The sequence below is a fragment of the Thermomonospora sp. CIF 1 genome (assembly GCF_001896795.1).
Lineage (GTDB): Bacteria > Actinomycetota > Actinomycetes > Streptosporangiales > Streptosporangiaceae > Thermomonospora > Thermomonospora curvata.
The window spans coordinates 69,566-83,858 of sequence record NZ_MOYN02000007.1; the positions used below are offsets into that span (position 1 = coordinate 69,566).

General features: G+C 69.1%; 13 protein-coding genes. 11 read left to right on the forward strand and 2 right to left on the reverse strand.

Annotated features, from left to right (window positions below; genetic code table 11):
- Positions 1-255 precede the first annotated feature (255 nt).
- From eccD to BUE48_RS03100, 11 genes are all read left to right on the forward strand, one after another.
- Positions 256-1,662 (forward strand): type VII secretion integral membrane protein EccD, encoded by a 1,407-nt coding sequence (eccD, locus tag BUE48_RS03050; protein ID WP_012850987.1) that lies wholly within the window; start codon positions 256-258, stop codon positions 1,660-1,662.
- Between the two features lie 6 nt (positions 1,663-1,668).
- Positions 1,669-3,072 (forward strand): type VII secretion protein EccB, encoded by a 1,404-nt coding sequence (eccB, locus tag BUE48_RS03055; RefSeq protein WP_012850988.1) that lies wholly within the window; start codon positions 1,669-1,671, stop codon positions 3,070-3,072.
- Between the two features lie 297 nt (positions 3,073-3,369).
- Complete coding sequence (locus tag BUE48_RS03060; protein ID WP_012850989.1) at positions 3,370-3,684, forward strand: WXG100 family type VII secretion target; 315 nt, start codon at positions 3,370-3,372, stop codon at positions 3,682-3,684.
- Between the two features lie 46 nt (positions 3,685-3,730).
- Positions 3,731-4,024, forward strand: a complete 294-nt coding sequence (locus BUE48_RS03065) for a WXG100 family type VII secretion target (protein ID WP_012850990.1) — start codon at positions 3,731-3,733, stop codon at positions 4,022-4,024.
- Between the two features lie 175 nt (positions 4,025-4,199).
- Entirely contained in the window at positions 4,200-4,592 is a 393-nt protein-coding gene (locus tag BUE48_RS03070) for a DUF2563 family protein (RefSeq protein WP_286988736.1), read from the forward strand.
- A 33-nt stretch (positions 4,593-4,625) separates the two neighbouring features.
- Positions 4,626-5,999 carry a WXG100 family type VII secretion target gene (locus tag BUE48_RS03075; RefSeq protein WP_286988738.1) on the forward strand — a complete coding sequence of 458 codons (1,374 nt, stop codon included), beginning with the start codon at positions 4,626-4,628 and terminating at the stop codon, positions 5,997-5,999.
- A 178-nt stretch (positions 6,000-6,177) separates the two neighbouring features.
- Positions 6,178-7,548: a S8 family serine peptidase gene (locus BUE48_RS03080; protein ID WP_286988959.1), complete on the forward strand. Its 1,371-nt coding sequence runs from the start codon at positions 6,178-6,180 to the stop codon at positions 7,546-7,548.
- Positions 7,549-7,811: 263 nt separating this feature from the next.
- Positions 7,812-8,186 carry a WXG100 family type VII secretion target gene (locus BUE48_RS03085; RefSeq protein WP_286988740.1) on the forward strand — a complete coding sequence of 125 codons (375 nt, stop codon included), beginning with the start codon at positions 7,812-7,814 and terminating at the stop codon, positions 8,184-8,186.
- A gap of 65 nt (positions 8,187-8,251) precedes the next feature.
- Positions 8,252-9,613 carry a WXG100 family type VII secretion target gene (locus tag BUE48_RS03090; RefSeq protein ID WP_286988742.1) on the forward strand — a complete coding sequence of 454 codons (1,362 nt, stop codon included), beginning with the start codon at positions 8,252-8,254 and terminating at the stop codon, positions 9,611-9,613.
- Between the two features lie 140 nt (positions 9,614-9,753).
- A complete protein-coding gene (locus tag BUE48_RS03095; RefSeq protein WP_286988744.1) occupies positions 9,754-10,473 on the forward strand; it encodes a S8 family peptidase in 720 nt (239 codons plus the stop codon).
- Entirely contained in the window at positions 10,442-11,068 is a 627-nt protein-coding gene (locus tag BUE48_RS03100) for a hypothetical protein (RefSeq protein WP_286988746.1), read from the forward strand. Before BUE48_RS03095 ends, BUE48_RS03100 begins: the two co-directional genes overlap by 32 nt.
- Before the next feature lie 172 nt (positions 11,069-11,240).
- On the opposite strand, the gene BUE48_RS03105 is transcribed toward BUE48_RS03100, so the two are convergent.
- Together BUE48_RS03105 and BUE48_RS03110 are read right to left on the reverse strand one after the other, a co-directional pair.
- Complete coding sequence (locus BUE48_RS03105; RefSeq protein ID WP_286988747.1) at positions 11,241-12,407, reverse strand: amidase; 1,167 nt, start codon at positions 12,405-12,407, stop codon at positions 11,241-11,243.
- Between the two features lie 83 nt (positions 12,408-12,490).
- A complete protein-coding gene (locus BUE48_RS03110) occupies positions 12,491-14,260 on the reverse strand; it encodes a serine/threonine-protein kinase (protein ID WP_012850998.1) in 1,770 nt (589 codons plus the stop codon).
- Positions 14,261-14,293 lie beyond the last annotated feature (33 nt).

The following is a 14,293-nucleotide window of genomic DNA, read 5'->3' on the forward strand; positions in this document are numbered from 1 at the left end:
CTAGCGGAGGTGGGGCGTCGGCAGGGGTGTCGGTGTGGGTTGCTAGTCTGCGTTGCTTGGTACGCAAAAGCCCGGCCAACGAGCCACAGATTGCAGGCCGGTTGCGCTATTCACTCGCCGCATACGACGGGGGGACATCAGATCGACTGGCGACCGCTCCCGCTTTCAGCCATGCTATGGGCCTGCCGACCGATTCACGGGGATTGATCCAGGCTCGGCGGTATCGCTGAGCCCGTCGTTTGTGAGGGACGCGAGTTGAGTCCGACTACGGGAACCGACCTGTGCCGGGTCACGGTGGTCGGCCCGCAGCGCAGAGTGGACATCTCCCTGCCCACCGACGTGCCGTTCGCCCAGCTGTTCCCGGCGATCCTGCACTACCTGGGGGAGAACCTGGCCGAACAGGGGCTCGCCCACGGCGGCTGGGTGCTGCAACGGCTGGATGAGGCCCCCTTCAGCGGAGACATGACGCCGGGGCAGGCCGGCCTGCGCGACGGCGAGCAGCTTTACTTGCGGCCGGGCATGTCCCAGCTGCCCGAACCGTCCTTCGACGACGTCGCCGACGTGGTGGCCACCGGCGTCAACGAACAGCCCGACCGCTGGCGCATCGAATGGACCAGGGTGTTCGGCCTGGGCGTGGGCGCCGGCGCGGCGGCGGTCGCGGCCGTGATCTTGCTGCTGGCGGGCCCGCCGGACGCGTCGTGGATCGTCCCGTCCGTGGCCGCCGCGGTGATCGCCCTGCTGCTGCTGGCCGCCGGCGCCGCGGTCTCCCGCGCGGTCGGCGACTCGGTGGCCGGGGCCGTGCTCGGCTTCTCCGCCCTGCCGCACGCCTTCCTCGGCGGGCTGCTCGGCCCGGCCCGCTCCACGCCGCTCACCGAGCTGGAGGCCTTCCACCTGCTGTCCGGCTTCGCCGCGGTGGTCCTGGTCTCGGCGGTGGCCGCGGTGGCCGTCGCCGACGGGCTGCCGTTGTTCGTGGGAACCGGAGCGGCCGGCCTGGCCGGAACCCTCGGCGCGGGCGCGGGAATGCTGCTGGAGGGGGTGTCGGCCGCGGGCATCGCCGCCGTCACCACGGTGGTGTTCATGACGCTGATCCCGCTGGCCCCCACCCTGGCCTTCCGGCTGGCCCGGGTGACGCTGCCGCCCCCGCCGGCCAACGTCGAGGAACTGCGGCGCGACACCCTCCCGGTCGACGGCCGCACGGTACGGCAGCGCACCGTGCGCGCCGACCGCATCATCACCGGGATCACCCTGGCGGTCGGGGCGGTCGGCCTGGTGGCGGTGGTCCCGCTGGCCTTCGACGACGGCTGGCTGGGCCCCATCACCGGCGGTTGCATAGCGCTGGCGCTGCTGCTGCGCTCCCGGCTGTTCCGCGGCCGCTACCAGCGGCTGAACCTGATGGTCTCCGGCATGGCCGCCTTCGGCGTGCTGGCGATCGCCATCGCCGCCGACGCCTCCCAGCCGGTCGTGCTGCTGGGCGCGGTGGCGCCGCTGCTGGTGGGCGCGGGCATCGTCGTCGGCACCGGGCTGTGGCTGCCCGGCCGCAAGCTCTCCCCGTTTTGGGGACGGGCCGCCGACGTGTGCGACTTCACCGTGGTGCTGGCGCTGATCCCGCTGTCGCTCGGCGAGGCCGGCCTGTACGGCTGGGTCCGCGGGCTCGGAGGGTGAGCGAGCGTGCAGACCCGCAAGGACCTGCTGCAGGCCCACCGGCTGATGACCCAGCGGGCGGCGCTGGCGCTGATTCTCGGCCAGCCCGACACCGCCGAGGCGCCGATGCGTCGGCTCAACGTCGCCGCCTTCAGCGGGGTCATGATCACCGTGGTGGTGATGGCCATCTTCGGCATCGTCGGCATCCTGCGCCCCGGCGGGGCCAAGCGGCTGCAGGAGCCCGGCACGCTGATCATCGAGAAGGAGACCGGCGCCCGCTACGTGTGGTGCCAGGACCCGCCGAAGCTGTGCCCGGTCGCCAACTACGTCTCCGCGCGGCTGCTGGCCGGCCAGGACGCGGGGAAGCGGCGGACGGTCTCGCGCAACTCGCTGCGGAACTTCCAGCGCGGCCCCCTGATCGGCATCCCGGAAGCCCCCAACACCCTGCCTGAGGCCAAGCACCTGGTGAAAACGCCGTGGTCGGCGTGCGTCCGCACGGTCGAGCTGCCCACCCGCGGCCGCACCTCGCTGGCCACCATGGTGGTGGGCACCCCGGTCGGCGGGCAGTCGCTGCGCGATGACCAGGGGCTGGTCATTCGCTCCGCCGGCCAGACCTGGCTGATCTGGAAGAACCAGCGCCTGCGCATCCCAGAAGAGCTGGTGCCCGCCCTGGCCCCCAACCCCGCCAGGGTCACCCCCAAGTGGCTCAACGCGCTGCCGCCCGGCCCCGACTACAAGGCGCCCTCGATCCCGAACCTGGGCCAGGAGGTGCCCGGGCCGGAAGGCGGCAAGGCCAGGGTCGGCCAGTTCTACGCCGTCGAGACCGGCTCCACCACCACCTGGTACGTGCAGCTGGCCGACGGCCTGGCCCCCATCAGCGAGATCGAAAAGGAGCTGCTGCGGGCCGATCCGGCCATCTCCCAGAAGGCCTACAGCGGCCGCCCGGCCCAGGAGATCGCGCTCCCGCCGTACGTGCTGAACTCGATGCAGAGGTCGTCCCGGCGGATCTCCAAGCAGGAGCTGCAGGGCGCGCCACCGACGATCATTCCCTATGCGGACAGCACGCCGCTGTGCGTGATCTACGACGATCCCACCGGTGAGCGCCGCGGTTATGTGACGCTGAACGGCCGGTTGCCGGACCCGCCGCAAAGCACCACCCCGTTCGGGGTGGACCAGCTGGTGTTCCCGCCCGGCGGGGCGGCCCTGGTCGGTTCGATGCCCGCCCCCGGAAAAGGAAGCGAGGTGAACTCGTATTCCCTGGTGGCAGAGGGACGGCGCTATCAACTGGAGTCTCCTGAGGTCGCTGAGCTACTCGGTTACGAGATCTCCCAGGCGGTGCCGGTGCCGTCCGCTGTGCTGAATCTCATTCCCACCGGCCCGACGTTGGATCCCGACGCGGCGTCACAGCAGCTCACCGGCGGTCCGCGTTAACAACCGGTTAAAAAACCAAGGTGGCCGATGTCGGCCACCTGTGGTTCGGAACTTCTTTCACCGCGGATGCGTCTAAGCGGTTTCATGACTGACTTCTATAAGATTAGTCGGCGGTGGACATAGCATAATTTCTTCTCTACAGTTATGTACCCGCGGCGATGTTTTCTGGGCTTCCAGCTGGCGAGATCGCCGTGCACGAGATACGGCTCACGGTGACGGAAGGGGCGCCGAGTTCGGGGTCCGGCTGAGGAAACCGGTGGGCCGGCGACGCCGACGAAGACGATGAGGAGGTCGCAGATGGCGCCACAGTCAGCTGTCGACAGGGCTGCAATGGCCCAGGCGGCACAGGACATCGAGCAGTCCGCGAACGCCATCCGGGGAATGCAGAACCAGCTCGCGAGCGCCAAGGACCAGCTCCGCAGCCACTGGGAGGGCGACGCCTCGATGGCCTTCGAGGCGGTCTTCAACCGCTTCAACGAGGACTTCAGCCGCGTGCTCAAGGCACTGGACGGCATGCACGAGAGCCTCGTCCAGACCAGGATCACCTACGAGGCCCGGGAGGAGGCGGCTCAGCAGTCCGTCAACAGGGTGCAGGCGCTGCTGAACGGCTGAGCCTCGCCCATCAGCAGGTGACCCCGAACGGACGGAGGAGTGAAAGGTGAGCGACTACACCAGGGCTAATTTCGGTGGCCTGAGCGAGGGCGAGGCCCAGTTCAGCATGACCGCCCGGGCGCTGCTGGACGAGCTGACCGACCTGGAGGGCAAGCTCCGCGCCAAGCTGGACCGCTGGGACGGCGACGCCCAGGCCGCCTACTGGAACTACCAGAAGGAGTGGGACGCCGCGGCCAAGGACATGCAGAACGTGGTGGCCCAGCTCGGCGTGGCGATCCGCGAGGCCCACGACAACTACCAGGCCGCCGAGCGCGCCAACACCAGCATCTGGGCGGGCTGATCCCGCACCGCCGGCGATCGCCGCTGAAGGGCTCGCACCAGCGAGTGCAGGCGGGCCCTGGCAGAGCGCGAGTCGCCAGGGCCCGCGGGCCCGGGGTCGTGGGGTCGCAGCCGAACTCGTGTGTTCCCGGGGGCCGTGAGATCGCGCGGCGGCGATCCACAGGAGGTGAACGAAGATGACTGACCACGCGGGACGGCCGTCCCAGATCCCGCAGCCCGGCAGCAAGGAGATCGAGGTCGATCCGGGGTACCTGCGGAACTTCGCCAACCAGATGCAGGCCGACCTCGACAGACTGGTCAAGGGGCGCTACCGGGAGCGACTCCAGGACGCTCTGCCCAACGCCGGCTCTCTGGGGAACTACCAGGCCGGCCGTTCGCTCTACACGACGATCAAGAACGGCCACGAGTCGATCGGTTTCACCTTCCAGCAGTTCACCACTGTCTACCAGCAGGTGATCGACGCACTGCGGCAGTGTGCGAGGAACTACGAGAACGCTGAGCAGAGCAACGTGGCCACGGCCCGTAACGTCTACCGCGGTGCCGACTCCGGTGGCGGCACCCTCATCTAACAGTCGACTTGGTGGAAAGGAGGTGGAACTCCAGTGTCTCCCCCCGCCCGGAATGTGATTAGGAACCAGCAGTTCTCCACCGGAGACGAGGGCATCAGCGGCTGGACCAACAAGCTGCAGATCTGGGAAGACCACTTCAACGACCTGAAGGCCATCGTCGACGGGATGAACCCGTGTGAGCTGCAGACCAGCAGCCTGGCCTTCCGCACCCTCGCTGAAGCGATGAACGACACCCTGGATCTGCTCAGCGACGTTGCGGGCAAGCTGGCGAAGAACTGGGGCGGCCAGGACGCGCAGGCGGCCGTCGCCCAGATGAACAAGGCCTACCAGCAGGCCCTGGAGATCCAGAACAAGAGCCAGCAGGTCGCCAAGGCCACGGCGGAGCACGCCGACAAGCAGACCGAGTGGAAGCAGGCCTACGGGACGGGTTCGCCCACCGACAGCTGGGTCCGCAAGGTCGCCCGCTGGGCGACTCTGCCCGCAGCCCTGGGCGGTCCCACCTCGCCGGCCGCTGTGACATCCTTCCTGGCCAACAACATGGGCGCCGAGGACGCCCTGAACAAGATCAACCAGGGAACCCGGCAGTCCAACGAGAGCTATCCGCCAGAGATCAAGGTGGATATGCCCGACCCTCAGGTCACTCCCTTCGATGCTGCGCCGGCGAGCCCCGGGGCAGGAGGCGGCGCGCCTATGCCAAGCATGCCGGGCGGTGGTGCGGGAGGAGGCGGTGCGGGGAATCCGCCGGGTTCCCCCGGCCTGCCAGGTCCCGGCGGAGACGCTGGTCCCGGCGGGGGCGCGCCCAACCCCTTCCGGGATGGCGGAGTTCCTGGACCTTACCCCCTTGGCGATCCGCCCGGTGGGGGGTTCGGCGGTCCCGGTTATCCCGGCCCGGGTGGCGGCGGCTCTGGTTACTCCGGTGGCGGTGGCTCCGGCTCAGATCTAGCTGGACTGCAGCCCGGCAACCCCGGCACTCCCGGCCCCGGCGGGGGCTTCGGCGGAGGCAACGGCCTGCCTGGTGGGCCCAACGGGCCTGGAGGCCCGCCCGGGGGGCCCAGTGGTTTGCTGCCCGGTGGGCCCGGTGGCCTTCCCGGAGGTCTTCCCGGCGGAAGGGGCGGAGGTCTCCCCGGTGGGAGAGGCGGCGGCCTTCCGGGTGGAAAGCCGGGTGGCCTACCTGGTGGTATCGGTGGTGGCTCGCCTCGAGGCTTCAACGGAGTGCTCGGCGGGCCGAACGCTGCGGGCAGAACCGGAGTCGGGGCCGGGCCGGGTGGCATGGGCATGGGAATGCCCATGGGCGCCGGTGCCGGTCACGGCGGCAGAGAGGAAGAACGCGAACGCGCCTTCTGGCTTCCTGAGGATGAGGAGTTCTGGAACAACGACCAGGAAGCCACCCCGCCCGTGATCGGGTGACCCAGTCGCATCAATGAGCGGCCATGGCGTGGGCAGAACGGGCACAAGTGCCCGTTCTGCCCGTATCTGTTTCCACCTGGACTTTCAACTGATCGGTTACCTCATGCGCAGACGAGTGCTCCGGCGGCGAAAGCAAAGTGTCGTCGCGTTCGTCCTGGCGATGCTCCTAGCTGCGGCGATGGCTGCACCGGGTGGCGCGGCTGTTCACACTCAGCCGCATCCGGCGCAGTGGTGGTTCACCACATGGGGGGTCGAGGATCTGCTGTGGCCGCATAGTAAGGGCAAGGGAGTAACTGTCGCCGTTATAGATACCGGTGTACAAGCCAATATTCCGGAACTGGCCTCAGCGGTGCTGCCAGGTGCCGACTTTAAGCACGAAAATGGTAACGCCCGCGTCGACTGGGATATTGTGAACCATGGGCACGGCACCGGGATGGCTTCGCTGATCGCCGCTAGGGGGGGCAGGAACGGCTTCTATGGTGTGGCTCCAGAGGCCAAGATCCTTCCAATAATCGCTGATACAGATGAAGCCTACTCCAAGGCGATCCCATTCGCGGTTGATCGCGGCGCTAAGGTAATAAATATCTCCCAGGCAGGGCCGGGAGAGTGCGACCCTCGGCTTCAGCAAGCCATAAGGTACGCGATAGATCGCGATGTGATCGTGGTTGCAGGGGCAGGTAATGATGGTGCGGGAAGCAATCTTTCTCTTTCCCCTGCGAACTGTAAAGGTGTGGTGGCTGTCGGTGGTTCGACCAAGCAGAACACACCATGGCATAAATCGCAGCGTCAGCCCTATGTGACTTTCGTAGCCCCCGCAGAAGGCGTTGGGAGCGTACTCAAAGATGGGCAGTTCCATACTTCTGAGGGGGGTACAAGTAGCGCTACTGCGCTCACTTCGGGTGCCATCGCGTTGATCAGATCCAAGTTCCCGCAGATGACGAACCGGGAGGTCGTCCGGCAGCTTATCGCCTCGGCTCTGGACATCGGCCCTCCCGGCTGGGACGACCAGAGCGGCGCCGGCATCATCCGGCCGCGGCTGGTGCTGAACGGGGAGATCCCGAAGAACACTCCCAACCCCGTCTTCGAAGAGTACGACAAGTGGCTGGCAAGTCAGCCTGATTCGAAATCGCAAGGACAAGAGCGGGAGGAAGAGAAGTCGGGATCGTCGGCGGGCGGAGCCGGAGACTCAGAGGGCGGAATCAACGGCCCCTTGGTGATCGCTCTCGCCGCCTTGGTGGGCGGTGGGTTGTTGATCGCCGCCTTCGTCTACTTCCGTGTTCGGGGCAGGCGTGCGGCCGTGGCCGCTTCTCATCCGCAGCCAGGTCCTTATGGGCCGCAGTCCGGGATGGGGCCTGTCCCGGGGCAGACCGTTGGCGGACCGCCTCCGTCCATGGGCGCCCCGATGCCTCCGCAGCAACAGTGGCGAAGTGCGTCGTCCCAGAGCGGTGGACCGTATTCCGGGGCGCACGGGCAGCCTCCAGGGCCGTCCGCCCCGGGGCGGCCTCCCGGGGGCACGGGACCGCAGCAGTTCCCGCCGCCCCAGGGCTGAAGGGCTGCGGAAAAGAGCAGCGATGCCGAACCGTCAAGGCAGTGGATGCGTCGCAACCGGATGGCAGGTCTTGTGCAGGGGGCCGATGAAGAGCTCTGCGGACCGCCCGGAGCTCAAGATTCGGCTGTACGGAGCCGCCATGGTGGCGACGGGCAGATCAATGAAAGGAAACCGGGCCGAGGGCTGCGGTGTAAGAGAGGGATTCCGCAGCGTTTTGGGGTTTTGAACCGCTGCGACGGCGACTGAACGGAGAGGAGACAGGAATGCCGCCGGGTGAAAAGCCGCCGCCTTATCTGCCGTCTGCGCGCAGCGAGGAGATCCAGATCGCTCCGGGAAAGCTCCGGGATCTGGCCAAAGAGCTCGAGAAGGATCTCGACAAGCTGAAAAAGGGTCATCACGCCGAGAACATCCAGGAGTACTCGCCCAAGGATTACGCCTTCGGCGATTACGACGCGGGGCAGTCGCTCTATGTGTCGGTCCGAAACGGCCGGGATCGCATCAGTGAGACCTTCCAGACCTTCATAGAGGCCTACGAGCAGCTGATCGAGTCGCTGAAGCGAAGCGCCGACAACTATGAGCGCGCCGAGGATGCCAACAAGAGGAATGTGGGCGGCGTCGGCGGCGGCGCCTACCGGTGACATGAGCTTCTGAAGGGAGGCGGTGGTGCATGACGCAGGTCAGGCCCACATACCCCGGGTCGGGCATGAACAGCCCGATCAGGAATGAGGCTTGGCAGGAGAGCACCGAGGGACTCGGCATCAGAGATCTCGGTATCTTCAAGGTCTGGGAGGACAACTTCGAAAAGCTGAAGACCCTGGTCAACAGCATGAAGCCAGATCAACTGGAGAGCGGAAGCAAGCACTACCAGAATCTGGCCAAGGACATGAACGGCACCGTCACCCTGCTCCACCGGGTCGCCCAGGACATGGTCAAGCAGTGGGGCGGAAAGGACGCCCAGGCCGCCTTGGAGCAGATGAACAAGGCGTACCGGCAGGCCCGGGAGATCCAGCAGACGAGTCAGCAGGTCGGCCAGGCGATCAGCAACCATGCCGCCAAGCAGAAGGCATGGAAGCAGGCATATGGACCCGGCTCGCAGACCGACAGCTGGGTTCATGAAGTCAAGCGGTGGGCGGGCGCCATTTTCGCCGCCAACCCGGCGACCCTGCCTGCGGCCCCCGCGACCATAGTCGGGGGATTTCTGAAGAACAACTGGGACGCCCGGCAGGGCATGCTGGAAATCAACGAGGGGACGGCGGCCTCCAACCGGCAGTTCCCCGAGGGCATTCGTGTCGACATGCCCACCACGAACCCCGGAGAAATCTGGGAGAAGGAACGGCCTTCTCCTGGCGGCGGGGTACCTAAGACACCGGGTATGCCGGGTGGCGGTCCTGGCGGTGGAGGCAGCGGGCTTCCCGATGGCCCGAGCTATCCGGGGCCTGGCAATCCCGGTGGGCCGAACACCCCGGACCTTCCGGGACCCAACCATCCTGGCGGTCCGAATTACCCCGGCCCCGGCGGAGGGGGTACCAATCCTCCTGGCGGTGGTCCCGGTGGGCCGAATTACCCCGGCGGCCCCAATTACCCTGGCGGGCCGAATTATCCCGGTGGGCCGGGCTATCCCGGCGGCCCGAACTACCCGGGCGGCGGCGGTTCAGGTTCAGACTTGGCCGGTCTTGAGCCTCGCGTTGATCCTTATGGCGCCGGTCCCGGTGGCTTTGGCCCTCCAGGCGGCGGTGGTGGAGGCCTTCCCGGCGGCGGTGGCGGTGGCGGTGGCCTTCCCGGAGGAGCCGGAGGTCTTCCCGGTGGTATGCCGGGTGGTGCGGGAGCCGTCGGCGGGATGCCCGGAGCCATGGGCGGCATGCCCGGAGGTCCGGGCGGCGCCGGAAGGGGCCGGGCCGGAATGGCTGGAATGGCCGGGATGGGCGGCATGGGCATGGGAATGCCCATGGGCGCCGGCGGTGGTCACGGCGGCAGGCAGGAAGAACGCGAACGCACCACCTGGCTCGCCGAAGATGAGGATGTCTGGATCGGCGATGAAGAAGCCGGTCCATCAGTGATCGGCTGACCCGGACCCAGCAAGCAGACGGCTATGGTATGGGCAGGCTGGAGGTGCACCTCCGGCCTGCCCGCCCCCGTTGAACGATCGGTTGCACGATGTCGATACCGCTGAACCATCGCACGTTGCGGTCGTTGATCATCTCTTCCATGGCTGTGCTGATGGTGGTCGGGACGGCCTTGCCGGGCATGGCCGCGACGGCCGTCCGGCATCTGCCGCAGCAATGGTGGTTCGACGCGTGGTTCATCGACACCAAGCTGTGGAAATACAGCAAGGGGCGTGGGGTCACAGTCGCCGTTCTCGACTCAGGAGTCCAGGCCGATATTCCAGAGCTCTCCGGGGCAGTGCTCCCTGGGGCGGATTTTATGTACGGCGGCAGTGATGGACGCAGAGACACGGACACCAACCTGGGCGGGCATGGCACCGGAATCGCAGCTCTCATCGCTTCACGTGGTGGATCGAGTGGCTTTCTCGGGGTAGCGCCAGAAGCTCAGATACTTCCGGTTATCACGCGATCGACGGCTGCCTACGCTCAAGGAATCCGTTTCGCAGCTGATAACGGTGCGAAGGTCATCAATCTTTCACAGGCTCTTGCCGGCCCTTGCCCCGCCTACCTGCAGGATGCGGTGAGGTATGCGATAGAGCGCGATGCCGTCATCGTCGCCGGGGCGGGAAATGACGGAAACTCCCTCAACTCATCTATGCACCCGGCTAACTGCAAGGGGGTTCTTGCGGTTGGAGCAGCGGATTCCCAGGGCGGCCTCTGGAGGAAGACACAACGGCAGCCATATGTCGATCTAGCAGCCCCGGGAGTTTCCGCAGCGACCATCATCCGGAATGGCAGCCTCGCCGAACCTGAGCAACCGTGAGGTCGTGCGGCGGGTCGTGGCCTCGGCGCGGGACATCGGCGAGCCGGGCAAGGACGACCGCAGCGGCCACGGCCTGTTCCGGCCCTACCGGATCTTCGAGGGGCTGCTTCCGAAGAACCCGCCGAACCCCGTCTTCGAGGAGTACGACAAGTGGCTGGCGACCCAGCCGAAGTCGGCACGGGAGCCGGAGACGGACTCCAAGGAATCGGGCCCCTCGCCGGCAGGTGCGCCCTCCTCGGGCGACGATGAGGTCGCCTGGCCCGCCATCGTCGCCGCCGCCTTGCTGGTGGGCGGTGCCTTGACGGTTTCCGCCGTCATCTATGGACGGGTCAATCGCAGGCGCACGGCCATGGCCGTCCCTTACGGCCGCTACGGGCCACCGCCCGGTCCACCGGGAATGGGCCCGCCCCCCGGGCAGTACCCCACTGGGGGGCCGCCCCCTTCCATGGGGGCGCCGATGCCTCCGCAGCAGTATCCGGGAGCGCCGCCTCCGGGCGGCGGCCCCCACTTCCTTCCTCCGGCACCGCCCCAGGGCGCAGGCGGACCCCAGCCGCCGCAGGGTCCTCCCCAGCCACCGCCTCCGCCGCAGGGCTGAGGGACGGGCCCGCACAGCGGGATTCGAGCAGGCCGACCCTGGGCCGTGTCACGCGGGCGGCCGGCCGAATGCCGGCAGGACGCCCCGAACGGGCCCTAAACCCACGGGGACGGACCGTCCGGAACGCCGGTGTCACGACCGCGGGCCATCCGGACCTCCCGGTGCGTCCTCATCAGGCATCTGCGATGACCGGTACCGGCCACGGGCTCAGCCGTTCCAGGTCGGCGGCGAGCCGCAGCAGCACGTCCTCCCGGCCGTGCCGGGCGATGGCCTGCAGCCCGACCGGTGTGCCGTCGGCGGCGCGGCCGGCCGGGATGCTGATGGCCGGGTGGCCGCTGATGTTGAAACCCCAGGTGAGGTCGACCGGCATCGTCTCCCCGGGCCCGTCGTGACCGTGCGGCGGCAGCGGGGTCGTGGGGGTCAGCAGCACGTCCGCTTCCGCGAACACCGCGCGCAGCCGATCGTCGTTGGCCCGGCGGATGCGCCGGGCGTTCTCCCGGTCGCCGCCCAGCTCGCGCAGGGCGTGCCAGGCGGGCCCGGGGTCCAGCAGCCGCACCGGATGGTCCCGCCACACCAGCCGCCCGGCCCGGTGCAATCGCTCGGCGGCGGTCCGGGCGAGCGCGGCCTGCTCCGGGTCGACCTGCGCGAACCCCAGCGAACCGGACCAGACGGCCCGCAGCGGCTCCGGCCCGGCGGGCGTGATCTCCTCCCCCAGCAGCACCGAAAGGTGCAGCGCCGCATCCCGCGAGGTCCGCACCAGCGCCCCGGGGACGTTCAGCCCGGCGGCGTCGTGGCCGCGCACCCGGCCGTTCGTGGGTTTGAGGCCGAGCACCCCGCACCAGGCCGCGGGAATGCGGATCGATCCGGCCCCGTCGCTTCCGGTGGCCAGCGGCACCACCCGGGCCGCCACCGCGACCGCCGACCCGGCCGAGGACCCGCCGGGCGTCCGGTCGGCGCGCCAGGGGTTGACGGTGGGGCCGCGCTCGGTGCGCCCCCAGGTCTGCCAGGGGGTGTGCGGGCCCGGGACGGAGGTCAGCCCGATGACGACGCACCCGGCCCGCCGCAGCAGCACCGTCTGTGGCGCCTCCAGCCCGTCCCAGGCCTTGACCGCGATCGGCACCCCCGCCAGCGGCAGCCGCTCGCCCCGGGCCACCGCCCGGTCCACGGCCTGCGCGTCCGCCATCGCCTGTTCGGCCAGGACCCGCCGGAACGCGCGCAGCACCGGTTCGACGGCCGCCAGCCGCTCCAGCGCCGCCCGCACGACCTGCACCGCGGACGCCTCTCCCCGGCCGACCGCCTCCGCGATGCCGGTCGCGTCCGATTCCAGGTACTCCAGCACGCCTCACCATTCCCGTCTCAGGTATCCGGGACGTCCCGCCGCGTGCTCGAGCCGGTCCCGTGCGGCCGTTTCTCCGGCCGGGTCTAGCGGAGCTCGGCGATGACGGCGCGGACCAGGCGGATGGCCTCCTGCTTGGCCGTCTGGTAGGGCAGTCCCGTGCCCTTGAGGACCCGGTCGCCCCGGACGGCGGGCGGGTAGTCGGCGGCCTCCCAGTTGACCTCGATCACCACGTTGGCGTACCGGGCGGTGAGGTCCACGCCGCTCATCCAGTAGCTGCGCAGCCGGCTCTCATCGGGGCCGGCGATGGTGGAGCTGTCCAGCTTGGCGGAGACGGCCTCGTCGCCGACCCCCGACAGCCGTTCCCTGCCGGAGTGGTACTCCGACTCGCCGAGGTACTCCCAGTCGCTTTGCACGTCCTCGCGGGCCCGCTGCTCGCCGCTTTTGTCGCCGATGGTCTCGTGGCGGGTGACGGTGACCGTCAAGTCCAGGGCGTGGTCGGAACGCCGCCGCTCCCAGCTGCAGATCTGCATGTTCGAGTCGTTGTTGTCGCCCTTGTCCAGCGGCACCCCGCGGGCCTTGGCGGGCAGCACCCTGCCGAGCGGGGTGCACAGCTCAGGGAGCCGGGTGATCCGTTCACCGTTGACCGTCTGGGCGCTGGGGGAGCCGGCGGGCGAGATGGGCTCCGCCGGCGGCGGCTCGGCGGAGTCGCCGTCCTTGCGGTTCAGCGCGTAGACCACGGTGCCCAGCACCATGACGGCCATCAACGTCGCGGCGACGACGACCGCGATGATCGCACCCGGTGACCTGGACTGGGACGGCGGTGGGGCCGCCGGGGGCGCGGGGGCCGCGAACGGGGGCGGTGTAGCGGCCACCGGTCCCGGCGGGGCGCCCGGGGCGGGCGCAGGCGCCGGCGGGGGCGTCACGGGCGGCATCGGGAACGGCGGCGGGGTCACCGGCGGCGGCGCGGGCTGGGCGAACACCGCCGGGGACAGCGAGTTCGGCGTCCAGGCGGAGGTGACCAGCCGCTGGGCCCCGGTCTGCGGGTCGGTCTCGTCCCCGACCAGCGCCACCACCAGTTCCTCGGCGGTCGGGCGGCGGGAGGGGTCCGGGTCCAGCGCGGCGGTGATCAGCGGGCGGAGTTCCTCGGGCACCCCGGTCAGGTCGTGGGCGCCCTGGTGGGCCTTGGTGGCCAGCACCATCAGGTTGCCGGTGCCGTAGGGGTGGCGTCCGGTGGCGGCGAAGGCGATCAGCGATCCCCAGGTGAAGATGTCGGCGGCGGTGCCGACCTTGCCCTCGAAGACCTGCTCGGGCGCGATCCAGCCGGGGCTGCCCACGATGAAGCCGGTCTGGGTGTGGTGGGAGGAGGAGTCCACGGCGCGGGCCACGCCGAAGTCGATGACCCGGGGACCGGTCGCCGACAGCAGCACGTTGGACGGTTTGAGGTCGCGGTGCACCAGCCGCACCCCGTGGATGGCCACCAGCGCGGTGGCGATGCCCACCGCCAGGGCCCGCAGCGGCTCCAGGGGCATCGGGCCGTGCTCTTGGACGTACTCGCTGAGCGAGGGTCCTTCGATGTACTCGGTGACCAGGTAGGGGGAGCCGTCGGCCTCGCCGTGGTCGAGCACCTGCGCGGTGCAGAACGAGGCCACCTTGCGGGCGTTGCTCACCTCGTCGGCGAACCGGGCCCGGAAGCCGGGGTCGGCGGCCAGCTCCTTGCGGATGACCTTCACCGCCACCGGCCGCCCGTCGGGCCCGGCGCCGTAGTAGACGGCGCCCATCCCGCCCTGGCCGAGCCGTCCCAGCAACCGGTAGTGACCCACCACGGTGGGATCGCCGGGGGCCAGTGGCTGCATGGTTTGGGTGCTCAGGAGCGCTCCTCCTTCGAG